The sequence below is a fragment of the Candidatus Nitrososphaera sp. 86-2 genome (genome assembly GCF_056726185.1).
This window is the reverse complement of sequence record NZ_JBWZON010000001.1, coordinates 1,484,515-1,502,542: the sequence shown is the minus strand read 5'-3', so window position 1 is coordinate 1,502,542 and position 18,028 is coordinate 1,484,515. Positions and strand designations below refer to the sequence as shown.

Sequence of the window (18,028 nt, the reverse complement as noted above, 5' to 3'; positions counted from 1 at the left end):
GAATCGCTGTCGTAGAATCACTTCTCTTCACAGTTTTACTACGTTTCTCTTTGAGTTAAGGGTTATTGGCAAGCACTAGGCTGCCATTAGCAGCTTCCTAGATTACCCCCCCGCTAGCGAATTGAATTGAACAATAGCGTCAGGCATCAGCCGAGTAAATTATATTCTAACAATCGCAGAAAATGAACATGATTACCATAATCTTATGAGTCGCGGTAACCATAAGAAAATATGATATCTGTGAAAGATCAAAACAGATATGGATTCAGATCAGCGCTTTCAACATTATTGAAGGTGTATAGCCAAATCCTTCTCAGGTTTTCATTTACAATGATTGTGGCATTTATTCTAATTGCAAGTATTCTGAGCATGGCTACTTCCATCCATAATGCTGCTCACATTGCTAACAACTATAATGATAATGGCAATTGGAAGGTCCTGAGATATGCCTTCGCCGCAGGCGATGATGACATGTGGTACCTTGGAAAGAATGTAAAGAAGGATATGTTTGTGACCTATTCCATTCAGCACATGGATACAAACAACGGAAGACCTTTTGAGATGACCATATATTTCAAAGACCAGGATAGTAATGGCAATTGGATCGCGCCTGCATTTGTTGTGGACAACGGCCAAGTTCTTAATGGAACGCTCAAGTTGAGCTCTATCTCTCTGTCACCCCTTGGAGGGCAGGGCTCAGACATTCCGGCTAAAATGACTCCGTATGTTAATGCATACCGCAATTCCCTAACATGGTTAGAGGCCTATGCGACCAAAGTTGATCCGAAATCGCTGAGCGCATCTTCCTGGGGTGTCATTGCTGCGATAGGCGGATCAGAGATAAAGCCAAGCGGCACGGAAAAAGTCACTGTACCTGCAGGGACATTTGACACCACCGTCATCCGATATCACAAAAGTGTAGATAATAACATATGGGTTGCGAAAGATTTTCCATATCCAATAAAGGCGCAAACCTATGCCGAGGTCGCATCAGGGCAGCCACCTATCCAGTATGCATATCAACTGGAAAAGACTGGAATGGGCCAACCCCCACTTCCAAAGAGCGTAGAGGAAATGCCAACTCCTCCGCTGAGCAAGCAGACAGCGCGTGGAACATACAATATTGTCCTGAGTTGGCAGCCAAGATCGATTGAATCAGGAAAGAACGCCACCTTTGTGGTTAACCTAACAGATAATACTGGCAAAAAGCTAAATTTTGCAAGCTATGATTTTACCATCACAGATGCAAATGGTACAATTATCAAAGAATTCAAAAATGAGCAAGCCAATGAGGGTGTCGGGAGGCCATTACCAGTTGTGTTTGAGAAGCCAGGAACATATGACATAACAGTGAAGGTTAATTCTGTGGCAGGCAAAGACACCGGGGTTTTCATAGAAGATGTCAAGTATCAAGTTGTAGCGGTGCCAGAGTTTTTTGATCTGAGAAGTACGTTATTGACCATGGGTGCGTTAATTGGGATAATTATTCTAGCACAGAGATTTGCATACTCGACCAAAGAAAAAGGAAAATAAAAGGATCGCACGACGAAAAGAGGAAGGGTCCATCGCGACGACTTCAACAACTTTGTTGTAGTCATTGTGGTGACCCAAACCCTGAAAGTTATCGTATAAAACACGGGTTGCGCTAACTTCACATCGACTGCTTTTCAAAGCAAGTTTTCGAACCTGAGGATAAAACCATATCTGATACTACTAGTCGGGAGGAGGTCCTTCATTCTCTTTGACTCCCGCATACAATTTGTCGTATGATCTTTCTTTGTAATATTTTTCGTAAAACGACACATGGTAGGCTTCTAAATGCATGATGTACTCATGAACCCTTTGTGCTCCCTCCCGTCCACTTTCCATGGCCTTCACAATGAGCGTTTCACCACTAGTAACGTCTCCTGCTGCAAAGATGCCTTCCATCGATGTCTTGTAATTCTCACCAATTACAATCGCATTACGCTTGCCAGCCTTGAGACCTTCCTGTTTTTGCAGAAAGGAATTCGGTCCTCTTCCAATGGCCACGAGAACGGTCGAGCAGCACATTCTGAATTCTCTATTAGGTATGGGCTCTAGACTTCTTTTTCCGTATTGCTCGTTTCGAGTGGCAGGGCGCAGGTTATCTACTATCGCACTCGTGATATGCCCGTTGTTGTCACCTTCAAATGACCTAACCTGCACTAAAAATCTGAATTTCACCCCTTCTTCCTTTGCCTCTTCAAGCATGATCGGGTCGACATGTAGTTCGGTTTCAGGTTGCCTAGCCAGTATGGTAACGTTTCCTTTTCCTTTTGTAAGTCTCAGAGCGGTTCTTGCGCAGTCAAGTGAAGTATCTCCGCCACCTATCACCACGATCTCTGTCCCAAGATCGTACTTGGGATTCTTGAGGTAATTATCTACTCCATTCATGAAAACAGTTGCAAGAAAGTCGTATCCCAACAGCACCCCTTGCAAGTTAACACCGGGAACATCAAGGTTAGAGGCATCTTTTGAGCCTGTAGTAATTAGAATTGCATCATTCTCATCTCGAAGTTGAGAAAGAGCAACATCCTTTCCTATAAGAGTACCTGTGCGAATCTTAACGCCCATGGATTTGATTTTTTCGATTTCATCAAGCAAAACATCTTTGGGAAGATGATAGTCCGGCACGCCATACCATGCCGTTCCGCCCGGCATAGGTAATGTTTCATATATTGCGACTTTGTGACCATATCTTCTAAGGAGGTCTGCAGCGGCAAGGCCGGCCGGACCAGCACCGATGATTGCCACCTTCTTTCCAGTATCCTGTGGAATAGATACAGGTGGCTCTTGTCTGTGCTTTCTTTCCCAGTCTGCGACATACCTTTGAATCAGACCTATACCTATAGGTTGACCTATCCACTTTACTACGCAGGCATCTTCGCATAATCCCTGCAATTGTGGGCAACATCGTGCGGTTACTCCTAATAGTGGATTTGTTTCTCTGATACGCTCATAGGCCGTCTTAAAGTCTCCTCTTGCAACGGCTTCATTCATTCCTCTGACATCTAGCAGGACAGGACAAGCATCGATGCAGACAGGAGTTCCACATAGCAAGCATCGTGAAGCCTCTTGCATTGCCTCCTCGTCAGAGTAGGGCTGCTGAACTTCTGAGAAGTTGGTTTTTCGCACTTTTGGATCTGCCTTTCGAAAAGGAAATCCGCCGACACGATTTGGCTCAACCATCAAAAATAAAATCCCCATTTTAACTTAATAGAGTTACCAACAATTAGCAATTACATGAAATGATAATAATAATAGCGTCACTCCAAGTTTAGCTAGCTAAATATCTTGGCGACGACATCACTATTATTATTGGCATTAGCATATGGCGTTTTCACTTTTTATCAGGCCGATGCGTATATCAGGTATGAAATCACAGCGATAAATATCCCTACGCCGTCCAGTTCTCCATCTAGGTGTACGCGGTGGCCTTGTTCTTTCAGACCCGGGACGGACGCCTCCCCCCCCAATAGGTATTCCTCGAAAATCTCTTTATCTTGTCGCGTAAATCACGTGCTTAAAGTCGACTTGCGAAAGTTCAGTGTAGGAAAAGCCGTCTAGCCGGGAGATGTACCTTTTAGAACTATGCACATGTTCGTTCCAGTACTTACATTCCGGATGATTTGCAAGCATGTAAAAAATGCCATCATGCTTGAACAGCTGGTTACGCATGACAAACACCTCGTCTCCCACGATCTTGTCATCGTAATGGGCGTCTAGGCTACTTTTCTGATTCGTTTGCATTTACTTGATGATATGCAAATGATGACGGCCTGAGCGGCAAATAATTATCATCCAATACCCACACTACGACACCATAAATTGGTACTCCTTTAAAGTGATTGTCTGTGTTTGAAGGTTCTAGAAAGATGCTGATTACGTTTCCATTGATTATGTCGATCGTTACGGGCACATTTTGCCACCGGACCTTGTCATCTTCAAGAACATCTACATAACCAAAGAGCGACAAACTGTAGTTATCTGCCTGGCTGATTGTTATTTCGGTAGGAATTTTTTGGTTAGGCACGCCCTCCGTTATGCCTGGTTTCGGAGGTACTATCACCACGTTTCTAAGATTGCCGATATCGTATACATGCATCTGAGTTCCATTTATCAATCCCATGATGAAAACCGCTCTAAAATACTCCATGGCGCCATCTCTTACATCCATTGTCCAGTTTCCGACAACAACATACTTGTCAGTAGTAGAGGAGAAAACGTACTGTTGCAGATCTTTGTGTAAAATGTTTGATGGATTGAGGATGCTTGTAACTAGGCTCCCAATGCCGCCACGCAAATGAAAAGTATTGAAAGCAATTGAAGGCGCGGCTGCTTGGGAAGAATTTGCCCTCGCCGCGGCTTCGTCGTCATTCTGATTCGTGGTTGTTGTTGTCGTCGTCAGTGCGAAGGAATTCGCAACCGGACTGTAGTTGATTGGAAGTAGAAGTGAAAGAAGTGACGTATCCACGAGTAAGAACAACAACATAGAACATGGTGGCCCGTGCATTAGCAATCGCCGTCGCATACATCTGGCACCTTCTCCCATGTTTTGAATAGGCGATGAAAAGTGTTGGATATCAATTAGACAATTCAACAACACTTTCCAATTCGTGCTATATACGAGTTGCAGCTTTTTGAGGCCAATCCCAATCTTTCGCAGTCTTCAAGACGTACAAGGGAGGCGGATCAATTTGATTATCCAAACGTCAGCTGGAGCAATTGTAGGAGTGGGGAAACCACAAAAATACAAAAGTGGACTTAGAAACAAGTCGTATGATGCTTCTCATATTACAGAAATATCCACAAAAATATTTTGAGTTTCACATCAACCAGTTCTAGTGCCTGCTCCCCGTGTACCTTGCAACGAATCGGGATGTATGTGTGGCCTAATTGAAAAAAGAAGTACAATAATCACAGACGAGAATGTTGACTTTTGTCATCGGAAGAGGGGGAGAAGAGGGGTAAGTAGAAAGGTAGTTTCTTTCACCTATTTAACCTAAATCCTTATCAAATAAGGCGTCTAGTTTACAGCATATGGCTCTCGGAGAGAAACTCTTTGAAGAGGCTGGAAGCGTAGTCGGATTTAGGCTAACCAAGGTCCACCCAGTTGAAGGAACAACTATGGAAGTCAGTTTTACAGCAGATCTCAAGGGGATTGGAAAGTTCCCAAGCGGCAAGAACATCGGGTCAGGTATAATGATACAGTACCCTCACGGCATCGCTGATGCAAGCTTTCAAGGTACTGTGACGACGGCAGAAGGCGACCAATTCATGTGGTGGGGCCATGAGAAGAGCAAATTGGCGGAGGGGGGCAGGACAAGAGGAGTAGTCATTGTGTCTGCGTTCACAAATTCGCAAAAGCTATCATGGATCAACAATCTGATCATGGCCTTAGAATCAGATTTTGATCCGGCGACCAAGCAGTTCAAGACATTTGCGTATGAATGGAAATAAAGAGGATTTTATTCCGAGGTTTTTTTGTGAAAAGGACGCAAGTGTTGCAGGCAGCGCTCTCTTTGCAGAGTGTATGTCATCAATAACTTGTTGTTATCTTTGCCTAATTTTGCGTGCGGCTGTATTTGATGTCTTGGCAGCGCCGGATGTCTTTTGTTCTATAAATCAGAGAGCGTCATGGATATGCAATCCTTTCAGATCCTCAGGAAGGGAATGGCTACTTGGCCGCAACGATTTAGATACTATAATGACTCTGAAAGGAAAAAAGAAGCATTACAATATCTGGCCGCTTGACGGGACGCAGAATAGCATATAACAATTGATCACGAATGATTGTCGGATGAAAAAGGAGCTTCTGATTATGGCTGGCATCGTGGCCGTCTTTGTAGTTGGCGGAGTGGCGCTGGTCTATTCAGGACTTCTTCCTGAAGAAAATGCCAAGAATTTCAATGCCCTATCTAACCTATTCCTAAACACTACCAACGTTGTAATCAGAACCCCTACTGCAAATGATAACACCTACATCTATGCCGTAAACCCAGTTGCCAAGCAAGCATGGGAAATCGCCGAGAAGGACTCGAGAGTTCAAGATCTCCTGTCACAGCATAAGGGGAGTGCAGTTACGATTGCCGCTGTGCAGCCAAATGCCTTTGTCGGTCCGGATGGCAAGGCGATAAAGAGCGGCTCGGGACAGGTAATAATCACCGTAAACAAGCAACTTGTCGATGGCCGGCCCTACTCTAACGCAGAGAGTTTTTCCACAATTGCTGGCAGGCAAGGCGAATCGCATCAGCAGATATGGAATGTGTTTGTCGACATGGACAAGCAAAAGGTCTTCGATATTGCAAGTCAGCCCGAGCGCGTGATGTCAGAACAATTACGCAAAGACATCGTATACGCAGGGATGAACATGTTCTTGCCTGATGCGGCTGCGACGCAGACAGGGTCGACAGTGAAATGGATAAACGTATCATATCTTCCACATAATGTGGTCGGTACATACAAGAGTGCATCCGGTGAGACGGCGATAGATAGCGGGTTTTTCAAAAACAACGAGTCTTTTCAGTACAAGTTCGACCAAAAGGGGGTCTTTGAATATCATTGCACCATTCACTCCGAGGAAGGGATGAAGGGTAGAATAGAAGTGTCATAACTTACATCATGTCCTGTGGTTTTGTGAATATCTGATGATGCTTTAGCGCTGACAGGACAGCAAAAACTTGTCTGATTTTGTCGGGCGTCTGCTGGTACATATACCTGATACTAGCCTCACCGAGGAAAATGTCAAACAGGCTATCGCTAGGGTACTAACACAGGCGGTCATTAGATACTACACTTCAAGATTTAAGGAAACAAGATTCTTCAAGAAAAAGATAGAAGAGCTGCAAGATTTGCTTAACGACCTCGAAGAGATGGCAGCCTCCCGCGCTGCTGAGGCTGATGTGAAGCAGTTGTACAGGACGCGCAAAGGCTTGCGAATGCCTCCCAAGATAAGACGTACCACAGGGGTATGGCAAGCAAGGTGTGACATATGTTGGAATTATGCAACAGCGCAGACAAGGAAGGAAGCGATGCGGGCTATTCGTCATGAACCAAAATGCACTTACGACAAGCACGATTTGGAGTGGTGTATCCGAACATATCCGCCGATGCCAAAACAGGATAGTGTTTAGTTCATGCTGGCCTACATATCCTCGTCGTCCAGTTCACCGACATCCTCATCGTCCAAGTCTTCCAGTTCTATCATCTCGCCGCAATGCGGGCATTCGGCCTCGCCTTTCAAGGACTTTATCAGTGCTATTGACAAGCCACCGCATTCCGGGCATGTTATCTTGTAGCGATGGACTTTCTTGCCCCGGTAGTATAGCGCTTCAAGAGCGTTTATTCTCCGCGTCCGGAAATTGCCTTCCTCGTCGATGTAATACAGGTACCAACGCTTCTTCGTCCCCTGTCGATGGCGGTGATTGCCCCGGTTAGAGTAGGATTTTGCCACTGAAAGTACGGTTATTGCCGTATCAAATACCACCTCATTACACCCATCGCAGATACCATGTACGCTGACAGCTATAAGCCTGCCGGTGGTGTGCTACCTTTCTGTAAAACGCCAACAAAAATGAGAGAAATGACCCAAAATCCGAAGGTTGAATGCCTGCGATTAGGACAAAGATTGATTACTAAGAACCTTCTATTATTATCATACACGCATATGTCTGAGACTGCAACCGTGCCCGTAGTAGCAGGTCTTGCTGTAGGGATCGGCATTATCGTAATTTTTGCGGTATGGGTCACACCTGCGTTGAACATTCATAGTCCTAGTACGTCTTCGACAGAACGAACTATCGCAACGGTCGCTATTCCAAAAGGTGCAAGTACTCCATCATCTGCCAAGAATTTTGAACCCAGTACAATCAAGGTAGTAATCGGAGTAAACAACACTGTAAGGTGGACAAACAACGATGATGTCTTATCATCGGTAGTTGCAGACAATGCCAAGGAGGATCCAGACTTTGCAGCAGCCACCCAAATTCCATCTGGCTCAATACCCGTAAATGCAACAAACTTTTTGCAGCCTGGAGAGAGTTTTGAATTTACTTTCAACAGACCCGGCGAAATTCACTACCATAGCGAACCTCATCCTTGGATGCGAGGGACTGTGATAGTATTGCCTCCGTCGCCGCGGTAAGTTTTCCGGAGCGTCAGATTTTCGTGCTCAAACAGGGCGATCCCTTGCTTACGGTAAGTTTTCCGTACCATTGGCGCAAAACGCGTCAGATTTCTGAGCGTAAACGAGGGGATCCCTATTTTTCCTGCACTTCTATTGTTAGTGGCGGCGTTGCGAATCTGCCATTATTCTGCAAGAATTGCTTTTCCTTTCCCATACAATATTCAGCAAGCGCGTTCACGTTGATTTTTGCTATAGTTATCTCCTGACACATGGACATCCCGTCTCTTCTCTTGATTCCGTGCTTGAACTTGTATGGCCTCTCTGTCTGAAACTTCCTTTCAAGCAACTCCAAGAACCGCCTTATCAAATCATCATCAAGGATAATCCTGCCTTCTCTAGTCCATGCATAATCATGCTTTGTTATTGGATGGTTGTGGTTTGTATCCGATGCAATCTTGTAAATTGCGTATTCTACTAGCCACCTGAAAGGTTCTATCAGGTCGTAGACTAAAGCCTGAAAGGAGTTGTGTGCAACATGGAAAAAGCCATAGTAAGGGTCAAGACCCAGCCCATTGACGTACTTTGCAATTTCTCCTGCAAGCACCGTATATCCATAATTTAGAAGGCCGTTAATCGGGTCAGAGGCATACCTGTTGCTAAGCCTTATCCCGCCGCCATGCCTTGAGATAAAGCCGTATTTCTTGTTGTCAAACAATTTGGCATAATTCCTGAAGTAAAGGTGGCCTGCCCTTGATTCTATCGTTAAAAGATCGCGCTTGTCCTTTGCCTTGTCAATCTTTTCCTTGTATAACGCCAAGCCATCAATCGCTTCTTGGACTTCTGGTCTGTGGATTGACGTTAGGAATTGAATCTGGCTTTCCAGTTTTGCTTTTAGAATTTGTTTTTGCAAGTACGCGACTTTTTCTGGATTGCGAAAGGTATCGTACTGCGCGATGCGATAGCGAGTTGCAGTAGGGCTTGACATTACCTTGTGCATCGCTGTTATCAGGTTGCCATACGTGTCTGTCAGGATGATGTTGATGTTATGCTCTGTCAGCAGTTTAATTGCCTCTGTTGACAAATAGCCCTTACCAGAAATTACGATTCTCTCATAAGGTATCTGAGTTACAAACCATTCCTCAGTCTCTTGCTCACCTGTGAAAGGGTCGCGGCCGCCTTTCAGGCATATCCTGTTGTCCTTTAGATTAATTGAAACGCCATAACCCTTTAGCAGTTTTACGTTATAGTGGTTCTTTTGGCCTGCTACCGTCATAACGGAAGCAATTACGAACTTAGCTTTAGCTTTGCTGGTCATTATTCGTTAAATAAATAGACGCATAGCGGATACGGCTGTACAGGATTGCGCAGTAATTGCCAGAATGCAAACTACATGTTCTTACGAAAGTAGACAAGCAAGATTATCGCACTTGAATAACTAAAACCGAGTAGTATCCCGTACAGAACCTGCTTGTGTTGGACCTGCGGAATCAGCTCTCTGCATGTTTGCGTACCTAATTCTTCTGGATACGCAGAACTGCAAGAGTTCTTGTCTAGCATCCATTGAGTACTATCGTAGGCAGCGAAGGTGCTTGCAAACAGAAAGAATGCCTCAAAGACAACCAGCGTGGCAAGCAGGCCGGCATGTTTTGTTCCCCAACCGCGCCTTGTCGATTGTAACATAATCATTCCTGCCAAAGGGAATAGTGTAAATGCATAGTTTATAGGGTCTACATTTAGCAGCGATACAACTACTGTAATTCCTATCCAACAGCCACAGTAGGATAGCGCAAGTTTGTATGTTGGCTCATGTCTTATCGTCTCAACAAGTCGTTCGATGTTCGTGGGATTATGATTAGATGCCATGTTATGTATGCATTCTGAGCATTCAGTACCGAACATCCTTACATCCTTTAAAAATAGAATAAGCAGCCTAGCCTCTCACACAGTCATTACTTACGTTATGCGCCTTTCAGTGTCAAAAGTGGGAGCCGAGCCATGAAAAAGCGGCACAAATTCGTGCGGGAGAGGGGGGCGTTCCCTTTTTGTTGACTGTCGGTGAATTCGTTAGGAGCTCTCCGGTGGTGGTACCTCCTCATACAGGGTTGGCAGATTCGCGTGAATACATTGCAGAAAAGCTAAATACTTTGGTGTTGAACACATAAACATGGAAAGACTCAATCCCGCTGACTCTGTCGATTTTGTGGGTTCAGTGTTTTTGTTCTCCTCTTATTCTTCCATCGAACGAACCGGCGCCATCATTTATGGGCGATATCCTTTAAGCTAAGGTCACCTAATTGTTATGACATGGAATCCAGAGCCAAAAACTCTGGAGATTCGTGTTCCACCGAACCCGCTTTACTCACTAACTCGGCTAGACCCAGGCATATCCAAATTTTGCTTGGCTTCAATATCAAATGCCTGTACCATCTCCAAATGTATCATTCTACCTAAAATATATGCGACTGATTGTATATCCCAGTACACACTATGTCAGACACTTGGGATCATGATGATAACGAGATCCTGTTGCCGTGGCTGATGCGCGGCATATACGAGATGAAAGGCGGAGTAATAGGAAGAACTGTGCTTATGACCAAAGTCGTCGAGTATATACAATTGAAAAAGTATTGGGGCAACGAAAAGGAATTAGAGAAATATCTGCGGATAAATGCAGGTGACAGTTACCGGCGCAATCTCTACAGGATCACGCGCTGGATGATAGACCAAGGGTTGCTTAGGCCTCATGCGGGTTTTAATGAAGTGTCCATCACCAGACAGGGCATAGCCCGAGTCGCCAAGCGTTTTCCAGAGCTCGCCTAGGGAACCGTGGATCTACCAATCGAACTCTCGCTTGCTTGAACAGAGGTCATTTAATTTACTGATTTTTCTTCTTGGTGTCGACTTTTTTTACATCGCAATCTGTCGTTATAGAAAAACCGCACTGGAAAAATCCAACGTTATGTCGTCCTTCTGCTACTGCTGCTACTACCATTGCTAATCCAGGGCGCTGATGATGCGTCTACCTTGGCGGTAGTAAAGTGAATTTCCACTTCATCTAGCCTTGCCATCGCACCTGCATCTTCTCTAAGGAGAGAAAATGACGAATCATGGCGCACTTTATGAAACAAAGAGATAACCTGTTCATGGGTAACACCGTGCTTGATGTCGTACTCGATCTGCTTGCAGACATGTGTCAGGGTGCCGTACTTTTTGTGATTTCTTTTTTCAAATGCCGAAGCAGTTTCAGACAAGCCTTTCACGTATTTTACGACCATCTTTTCCATGTGTGCGGCGTGCCATTCTTTCATTGGAAAACTATTTTGCATAAAAAAGGACCGAAAGCAATGATTGGGGCGGCCACTTATAATCTATAACCGTCTTGTCAATTTACAATTAGTTATTACACGCTACTCCGCTTCTAGCAAAGAGTCTCGTAATATCATTAGGGAATCCGAGTCGCCCTGTCACCATGATATATGACTGCCGAGAGGACAGCTGTCCATCTATGCTTCAAGGAGCTAGGATTTGCTTATGCTGGCGCCTCTGAGCGCTCGTTGTTTACTGCAAAGAAGCATTGCGAACGCTTAAAGTATCATGACGCCGACCCCTTCTTATATTGTCTACAAATTCCGACTTCAAACGGCATCTTCCAGAGGAAGGAGATATTGTAATTGCTACCGTCAGGGACGTTTCAGGCCACGGTGCGTATGTAAGCCTAGATGAATATGGCGGGCTTACCGGTTTTCTCGGCGTTAGAGAGATCGCGACCGGGTGGGTGCGCAATATCCAGCGGTATGTACGGCCGAAGCAAAAGGCCGTTCTAAAAGTAATTAGGGTCAACAAGGCGAGGGCAGAAGTTGACACATCCCTAAAGCAAGTTACTGGAGAAGAGAGAAAAGCGAAACTTATCGAAATAAAAAAAAGTGAGAAAGCCTCTGGCTTTATGGATACTGTCAAGGCCAAGGCAAATCTCAATGATGCCCAGCTACAGCAGATCACGGATATTGCTCTTCAGAAATATGATGACGTTTATTCTCTTTTTGAAACAGTTGCGATAAAGGGGATAGATTCTATCAAGAATCTTGGGTTTGATGCTCAGGTACTTGAGGCTATAGAAGGAGAAAGCAAAAAGATACAGCTCCCGCTCGTAGAGGTAAGAGGAATCTTGGAGATTTCATCCAAAAAGCCCAACGGGGTCGAGATAATAAAAAATGTGTTGTCGGATGCTGAAAAAAGCAAGAGCGGCAGCAGTAGCACCGAAATTAGCATAGTGTACATCGGCGCGCCAAAATACAGGATTACAATAAAGGCAGAGAATTTCAAGCTAGCAGAAAGGGCACTGACTCATGCCATTGAAAGAATAGAAGATGCAATGAAAAAGCAAAACGGCACCTTTGGTTTTACGCGAGAGGAATCAAAGAAGAAGGCAGAAAATACGAGATGATGAATCGATAACTCAAAAAATATCCGTTGCGCGATTACTTTTTTTTATCTTCGAGGACTTGCATATCTCTTTCTACATCCCAAACTAGGTTTGGGAATGCAGCATTTCTAGACAACACGTGCAGACGAGAGAATTAGTTAATGACTCGGAAGCTGAACCCTTGTATATGCAGTGTTCAAATCCACCGGACCCGCTTTATCTTTTGAATCTGTACAGTATAAACTAGGCTACACAAGCTTGCTGGGAATTACACCATTTGTACAATAGACTACAACATAGGACAAAGCGAGTGTTTAAACCGCAACATTCACTCACTTTGTTTTAAACGCGTAACTATAGCTAGGACTCACTACCTTTCCCTGGTCTACAATAAGATAATCTCTTTCAATAGGGTGCCCATCAAAGAACCTGACAAGGCAATCCTTTGTTCCATCTGCATACCTTTTTTGTGCTTCCAGTGTGGTACCGGAATAATGTGGGACCATTGCTTGATTTGGCATATGCCGCCATGGATGGTCCTTAGGAGCTGGTTCGGGATACCAAACGTCGCCTGCATAGCCTGCCAAATGGCCCTTTTCTAGTGCTTCCACGAGAGAATTTGTATCCACTATCTTGCCCCGGGCACAATTGACAAGATATGCACCTTTTTTCATACGGAAAAGAAGATCTCTGTTAAACAATCCGTCTGTCTGAGGTGTCAAAGGAGAATTGATAGTGATGATGTCGGACTGTTCGACAAGTTGATCCAAAATGACATAACGCGTTCCAAGTACATGCTCTTCTACGGTACTCAAGTGGTGATAGTCATAGTATATCATCTTGACATCAAATGCCTTCAATCTTTCACACACGCGCTGCCCAATCCTTCCCATTCCAAATATTCCCACAACCTTGTCTTCCAAATCGTGCGCTTTTGCCGCAATTTCTGCAATATCCCACTTTCCTTCGGGAACCTGTTTGTAAGCAGGAATGTAATTGCGCACAAGTGCTAAAATATGCATTGCCACCTGCTCTGCCACGCTGACTACGTTGCTACCGGTAATCTCGGCCACAGTAATGTTGTGTGCAGCTGCCGCCTCCAAATCAACATGATCAGAGCCAACTCCTGCAGTTATTGCTAACTTGAGTTTGGGAGCATTTGAAATTCTTTCCTTGGTAACATAAGCTGGCCAAAACGGGGTAGTAATCAATACATCGGTGGTAGGAAGTTGTTTGTCAAGCTCTGTTTCCTTATCGGTTAATACGACAAATTCGTGGCCTTGACTTTTCAGAAAATCTGTCAATCCTAAAGCATTCTCTGCGCAACCCAGTAACTCCGGCGTCTTTCTTGCTATCTCGCCCCCGGGATATAGAACTGCTACGGTCTTCACAACTCTCAAGTTAGAGTAGTTTTCATGTAAGGGTTTAGTTCACATCTTTTCAACAAATATGGGTAGAGAAATCCGTGAAGAATTGAATATTTGGATATAAAAAGCTCATTCAGAATAGATCGTGAAGGGCAACACTATCTCACTGTTCTTACTCTACTTCCTCCTCCTCTTCATCTTCCTCTTCGTCTTGTTCCTGATCTTCCTCCTCATGCGTCTCTTCTTTCATTTCCTCTCTTTCAGCGTCCTTATTGCTACTGCTCATATGATGATTTCATGTACACATGTCTGATACTTAACTGGCGGGTTAGAAACAATAATGTGTACACGCCTGCCCAGAGCGATTAACGTAAATTTCTATAGAATCCGTAGACGTGTTCGCTTGAGGAATTCCTTATATCGATTAGAGATGAACACCATTTATGCCGAGGTACTCTACGGCGCTTAGAAAAGGGGATTTACAGGAGGGCAAACCCGTCAGGGTAGATGTTGATGGCAAAGCAATCGTTCTAGCTTTGGTATCAGGCAAGGTTTATGCGATGGATGCGGTTTGTTCGCACGAAGGGGGTCCGCTGGAAGATGGGACGATTCAAGACTATTCCCTTATTTGTCCTTGGCACCAAGGAATTTTTGACATACGTACGGCTAAAGCGTCTCCTGAAACTGATTGGGTTACGGACCTGCATTCTTATAGAGTCGTCATCGAAGACGCAAGCGGACTGATTTCAATAGAGACAAATCCTGGCGCGTCCCATTCGGATAGCGGCAGCGATAGCCCCGGCATCGCGCCGCAGGAAACTGCAGTTGCGGAGGAAAAAGATGGTGTCGTACCAGCACAACCGCTGAAATTTGAATTAAAGTTGCTGGAGAAGGTGCCTCATGCAGGAACGGATGTCATGTCCTTTAGGTTTTCACGTACAGATGGCCAGAATAACAATACTCTGAACTACAGGGCAGGACAATATTCCATAGTTGATTTGGGGACTAGAGAAGACCCCGAGGGACCAACCCGCTCTTTTACAATAGCGTCTTCGCCGACAGAAAAAGACGCAATCATGATTACTACAAGGATAAGGGACACACCATTCAAGCAAAAGCTTTCAAAGTTGGCAGAGGGAACCATGGTAAAAATCACGGCTCCCGCCGGCAAATTTACCCTTCCTCCTGAAGAAAATTATTCAAAGCCGTCGTTGGTGTTTTTGTCAGGCGGAATAGGGGTGACTCCCTTTAGAAGCATGATAAAATATGCTTCGGACAAGCAGTTGCCCATAAAGATAACAATGTTCGATGCCAACAGAAATCAAGCAAACATCATATTCAAAGATGAGTTTGACAGCTGCGCAAAAGCCAATGCCAATTTGAAGATCATCTATACAATTTCAGAGAATGGGGCAAAAAATCCATCATCGGATTGGGAGGGCGAAAGGGGATACATAGACGAAGCAATGTTGACAAAATATTTGACCAGAGAAGAGCTAGCCAATTCCATCTTTTACATATGCGGTCCTCCTGCCATGCTAAATGCCATGCGGCAGCTCTTGTCAGAGAAAATCAAAGTGCCCCAGGATAGGATCAGGATAGAAGTATTCACTGGCTACTAGCATATGTACGGCGATCATCGTCCCCTCAAGCCATGAGCTTGAGATGTGCAACTGCGACAAGAAAAGTAAAACCCGTTAAATCGTCACTATTGTTATTACTGCTTGCTTGCCGCTGCCCCTATTATCGCCCTTATCGTTTCAGTCCATACTCTCTGGTTTTCAGAGTTACTCGTTTGTAATAGCAGTTTATTTGTCGTCAGGCCGTTGTAGAGGGCCATGAGGCCCACAGCAATAGCGTCGGCGTCGATGTCTTTTCTGAAAAAGCCCCTCTCAATCTGGGCATTTAGAAATTCTTTTACTGTCTGGTATACCTTGCCCTGATTTTCAGCCAGTATTTTCCTTAACTTTGGGTTGCGCGTGGACAGTGCAATCATCTCAAACCATAACGCGTCGCTGCCCAGACTCACCTTCCTGTATTCGTCATAAAACCTCTCGGCATCTGACATGATGTCCTCTTTCTTGCTGAATGATCTGGATAGCTGATTTCTCAATTGTTCCAGGTTGTACTCGCATAAGGCGATAAAGAGATCTTCTTTGCTCTTGAAGTAAAGGTACAGCGTGCCCTTGGCCAACCCGGACGACGCGGCAATATCTTCCATTCTTGTCTTGTCAAACCCATTCTTGGCAAAATTCTCGATTGCCGACTGGATGATCCTCTCCTTGAGCTCTGCCCTGTACTGTGAAGTGGCTTTTGTTCGCATCGTACTTGTCTTCTCTTTCAGTGTTTGTAATGTAAAACCCTTATTTATTAATATGACTGACCAGTCAGTCATATTTATTAATAGCCGCATCGTATTAACTGCCATGTCGTTAAAGTTGTCTGCTTCCCGCATGAATATCCTTCTGACAGCATTACTCTTGGCTACTGCCGGCGGAATCCTGCAGATAGGCGGCGCCAGCTGGGACATTACATCCCACATCATGAGGCAGCCAGAAACGTTTTTCACGCCATCCCATGCGGTGCTTTACATGGGCGCGGGCCTGACTGTTGTTGCCGCGACCATTGGTCTGGTAGTTATTCTGAAAAATAAGCAAGAAATCCGCAGCTGGTCGTTTTACACTGCTTTTAAATTATTGATAATAGGAGCGGCCATCCAGCTCGTCTCTGGGCCCAGTGACTTTATGTGGCATTCAACCTTTGGCGTCGACGGTCTCATGAGCCCGCCGCACTTGTCGCTTGCAACGGGCATTCTAATCAGTACTATTGCAACCGTAGTCGGGCTTGCAAGGATTCTGCCGCATTTAGAATCAAAGAGGAATCAAAGGCTAGCTAAAACCGCGCTGGTCCCGGCATTTGCAGCCCTCTGGTTTTCAACTATCTGGTACATCTTTTTCTTTGTGCTGCCTCTCTCAAACGGCCAGCACTTTACGTTCAATCCCAACCCTGCAGCCGCTATAGTAATTGCAACCACCGCTCTCCCATTCATGAGCGCTTTGATTTTTCTGGTTTCAGCCAGGACCATCGGCAGGCTGGGCGCAGCGACCGCAGTTGCAGGCGCTGTAATCAGCATGAACGTGCTTGCAAACACCGTTCCGGCATACCAGTCCTTGGGGGCATTCCTTCCCTGGCAATTGCTCAGCATCATCCCCGCCATTATTGGAGCAGACGTTGCCATCCACAAGGTGCGCACTCGGACAGGAATGATGATTGCAGGAGCCCTGATCGGAGTTACATTCTATGTCTTTAACTATCCAATGCTTCCAATGGCTTTTGCAGAAATCCTGCACCAACCCAATGCGTCCATCGCTGACACCCTGCCAAGCATGTATGCCACACTTTGGCAGGTCATTGGCATGACTGCTCTTCCAAGCGCGCTTGCGGGCATCATCGGCGCAATAACGGGGTCAAAGATAACAACAGAAAAGCCACAGGCTCGCGTGATAATGCCGTGATAGGCGCTATATCAAGACGAGATAAAGTCTAGACTACGGCACAAGCACCCGGATGCAAGTCTTTTACCAAACAGATTGCAATCCCTGTCTCGGTAGTAGCAGGTTCCCCGGTCTTTTAGCCTTGATTTTTTCGAGGCTGGAGCTTGCTTTATTTGCAAGCAAATGCATCTATCGATGGCAATTACAGCCCTTTGGAAAAGAAAAAGTCCATCAAATGCAAGATATGCGATCTAGAACTGCCAGACAAGGAGCACTTGGAGAGGCACTATGAAGTTCACCGCCGGCAAAAATCCAAACCAGTTCCATATGGCGATCCATATTTTCCACTGCCTATGTGGTCCGCAAATGTGGACGGAGCTCTTACTCCCCTTGCCAGGGTTCTTTTCGGCAAGACAGAAGATGACCTGAACAGAAAAAAGAAAAAGGAAAAAAGTAAATCGTAAGCTCGTCTCGCCGCATCCCACTCCCCGTTTATTCTGATTACTATCTCTAGAAAATTTAACGCGCATTTTTTTATACGTATCGGCAAAGCGATAATCTGGTACTTGAGAACTAGGAGGAGAGATATTTCAGCTGC

At 45.1% G+C, this 18,028-nt stretch carries 17 protein-coding genes; 10 read left to right on the top strand and 7 right to left on the bottom strand.

What is annotated here, in order from left to right; genetic code table 11:
- Window positions 1–231 precede the first annotated feature (231 nt).
- Window positions 232–1,533 carry a hypothetical protein gene (locus ACYOR7_RS09130; protein ID WP_479913673.1) on the top strand — a complete coding sequence of 434 codons (1,302 nt, stop codon included), beginning with the start codon at window positions 232–234 and terminating at the stop codon, window positions 1,531–1,533.
- Between the two features lie 180 nt (window positions 1,534–1,713).
- Here the strand turns inward: ACYOR7_RS09130 and ACYOR7_RS09125 are convergent, their stop codons facing one another.
- Window positions 1,714–3,210: an FAD-dependent oxidoreductase gene (locus tag ACYOR7_RS09125; RefSeq protein WP_479913672.1), complete on the bottom strand. Its 1,497-nt coding sequence runs from the start codon at window positions 3,208–3,210 to the stop codon at window positions 1,714–1,716.
- A gap of 538 nt (window positions 3,211–3,748) precedes the next feature.
- Window positions 3,749–4,573, bottom strand: a complete 825-nt coding sequence (locus ACYOR7_RS09120; RefSeq protein ID WP_479913671.1) for a hypothetical protein — start codon at window positions 4,571–4,573, stop codon at window positions 3,749–3,751.
- A gap of 488 nt (window positions 4,574–5,061) precedes the next feature.
- Between ACYOR7_RS09120 and ACYOR7_RS09115 the strand changes: the two genes are divergently transcribed.
- The 3 genes from ACYOR7_RS09115 (at window position 5,062) to ACYOR7_RS09105 (ending at window position 7,154) form a co-directional block, all read left to right on the top strand.
- Window positions 5,062–5,481, top strand: a complete 420-nt coding sequence (locus ACYOR7_RS09115; protein WP_479913670.1) for a hypothetical protein — start codon at window positions 5,062–5,064, stop codon at window positions 5,479–5,481.
- A 340-nt stretch (window positions 5,482–5,821) separates the two neighbouring features.
- Window positions 5,822–6,634, top strand: a complete 813-nt coding sequence (locus ACYOR7_RS09110; RefSeq protein WP_479913669.1) for a cupredoxin domain-containing protein — start codon at window positions 5,822–5,824, stop codon at window positions 6,632–6,634.
- A 67-nt stretch (window positions 6,635–6,701) separates the two neighbouring features.
- On the top strand, window positions 6,702–7,154 hold the full coding sequence (locus tag ACYOR7_RS09105) for a hypothetical protein (protein WP_479913668.1): 453 nt from the start codon (window positions 6,702–6,704) through the stop codon (window positions 7,152–7,154).
- An 11-nt stretch (window positions 7,155–7,165) separates the two neighbouring features.
- Here ACYOR7_RS09105 and ACYOR7_RS09100 read toward each other — a convergent pair whose 3' ends face one another.
- On the bottom strand, window positions 7,166–7,507 hold the full coding sequence (locus ACYOR7_RS09100) for a hypothetical protein (protein ID WP_479913667.1): 342 nt from the start codon (window positions 7,505–7,507) through the stop codon (window positions 7,166–7,168).
- A 24-nt stretch (window positions 7,508–7,531) separates the two neighbouring features.
- Between ACYOR7_RS09100 and ACYOR7_RS09095 the strand changes: the two genes are divergently transcribed.
- On the top strand, window positions 7,532–8,164 hold the full coding sequence (locus ACYOR7_RS09095; RefSeq protein WP_479913666.1) for a cupredoxin domain-containing protein: 633 nt from the start codon (window positions 7,532–7,534) through the stop codon (window positions 8,162–8,164).
- A gap of 115 nt (window positions 8,165–8,279) precedes the next feature.
- On the opposite strand, the gene cas1 is transcribed toward ACYOR7_RS09095, so the two are convergent.
- Window positions 8,280–9,419, bottom strand: coding sequence for a CRISPR-associated endonuclease Cas1 (cas1, locus tag ACYOR7_RS09090; protein ID WP_479913665.1), 1,140 nt, complete (start codon window positions 9,417–9,419; stop codon window positions 8,280–8,282).
- Between the two features lie 1,214 nt (window positions 9,420–10,633).
- Here cas1 and ACYOR7_RS09085 point away from each other — a divergent pair.
- Window positions 10,634–10,966, top strand: a complete 333-nt coding sequence (locus tag ACYOR7_RS09085) for a hypothetical protein (protein ID WP_294807501.1) — start codon at window positions 10,634–10,636, stop codon at window positions 10,964–10,966.
- Window positions 10,967–11,103: 137 nt separating this feature from the next.
- Here the strand turns inward: ACYOR7_RS09085 and ACYOR7_RS09080 are convergent, their stop codons facing one another.
- A complete protein-coding gene (locus ACYOR7_RS09080) occupies window positions 11,104–11,454 on the bottom strand; it encodes a hypothetical protein (RefSeq protein WP_479913664.1) in 351 nt (116 codons plus the stop codon).
- A 308-nt stretch (window positions 11,455–11,762) separates the two neighbouring features.
- On the opposite strand from ACYOR7_RS09080, the gene ACYOR7_RS09075 reads away from it, so the two are divergent.
- Window positions 11,763–12,590, top strand: a complete 828-nt coding sequence (locus ACYOR7_RS09075; RefSeq protein ID WP_294807495.1) for a translation initiation factor IF-2 subunit alpha — start codon at window positions 11,763–11,765, stop codon at window positions 12,588–12,590.
- Window positions 12,591–12,901: 311 nt separating this feature from the next.
- On the opposite strand, the gene ACYOR7_RS09070 is transcribed toward ACYOR7_RS09075, so the two are convergent.
- Window positions 12,902–13,960, bottom strand: coding sequence for an NAD-dependent formate dehydrogenase (locus tag ACYOR7_RS09070; protein ID WP_479913663.1), 1,059 nt, complete (start codon window positions 13,958–13,960; stop codon window positions 12,902–12,904).
- A gap of 419 nt (window positions 13,961–14,379) precedes the next feature.
- On the opposite strand from ACYOR7_RS09070, the gene ACYOR7_RS09065 reads away from it, so the two are divergent.
- Entirely contained in the window at window positions 14,380–15,558 is a 1,179-nt protein-coding gene (locus tag ACYOR7_RS09065; RefSeq protein ID WP_479913662.1) for a Rieske 2Fe-2S domain-containing protein, read from the top strand.
- Between the two features lie 95 nt (window positions 15,559–15,653).
- Here the strand turns inward: ACYOR7_RS09065 and ACYOR7_RS09060 are convergent, their stop codons facing one another.
- The gene (locus ACYOR7_RS09060; protein WP_294804336.1) at window positions 15,654–16,259 is read right to left on the bottom strand and encodes a TetR/AcrR family transcriptional regulator; all 606 of its coding nucleotides are present in this window, start codon (window positions 16,257–16,259) and stop codon (window positions 15,654–15,656) included.
- A 115-nt stretch (window positions 16,260–16,374) separates the two neighbouring features.
- Between ACYOR7_RS09060 and ACYOR7_RS09055 the strand changes: the two genes are divergently transcribed.
- Window positions 16,375–17,451 (top strand): hypothetical protein, encoded by a 1,077-nt coding sequence (locus tag ACYOR7_RS09055; RefSeq protein WP_479913661.1) that lies wholly within the window; start codon window positions 16,375–16,377, stop codon window positions 17,449–17,451.
- A gap of 191 nt (window positions 17,452–17,642) precedes the next feature.
- Window positions 17,643–17,894 (top strand): hypothetical protein, encoded by a 252-nt coding sequence (locus ACYOR7_RS09050; protein WP_294804332.1) that lies wholly within the window; start codon window positions 17,643–17,645, stop codon window positions 17,892–17,894.
- Window positions 17,895–18,028: the final 134 nt, after the last annotated feature.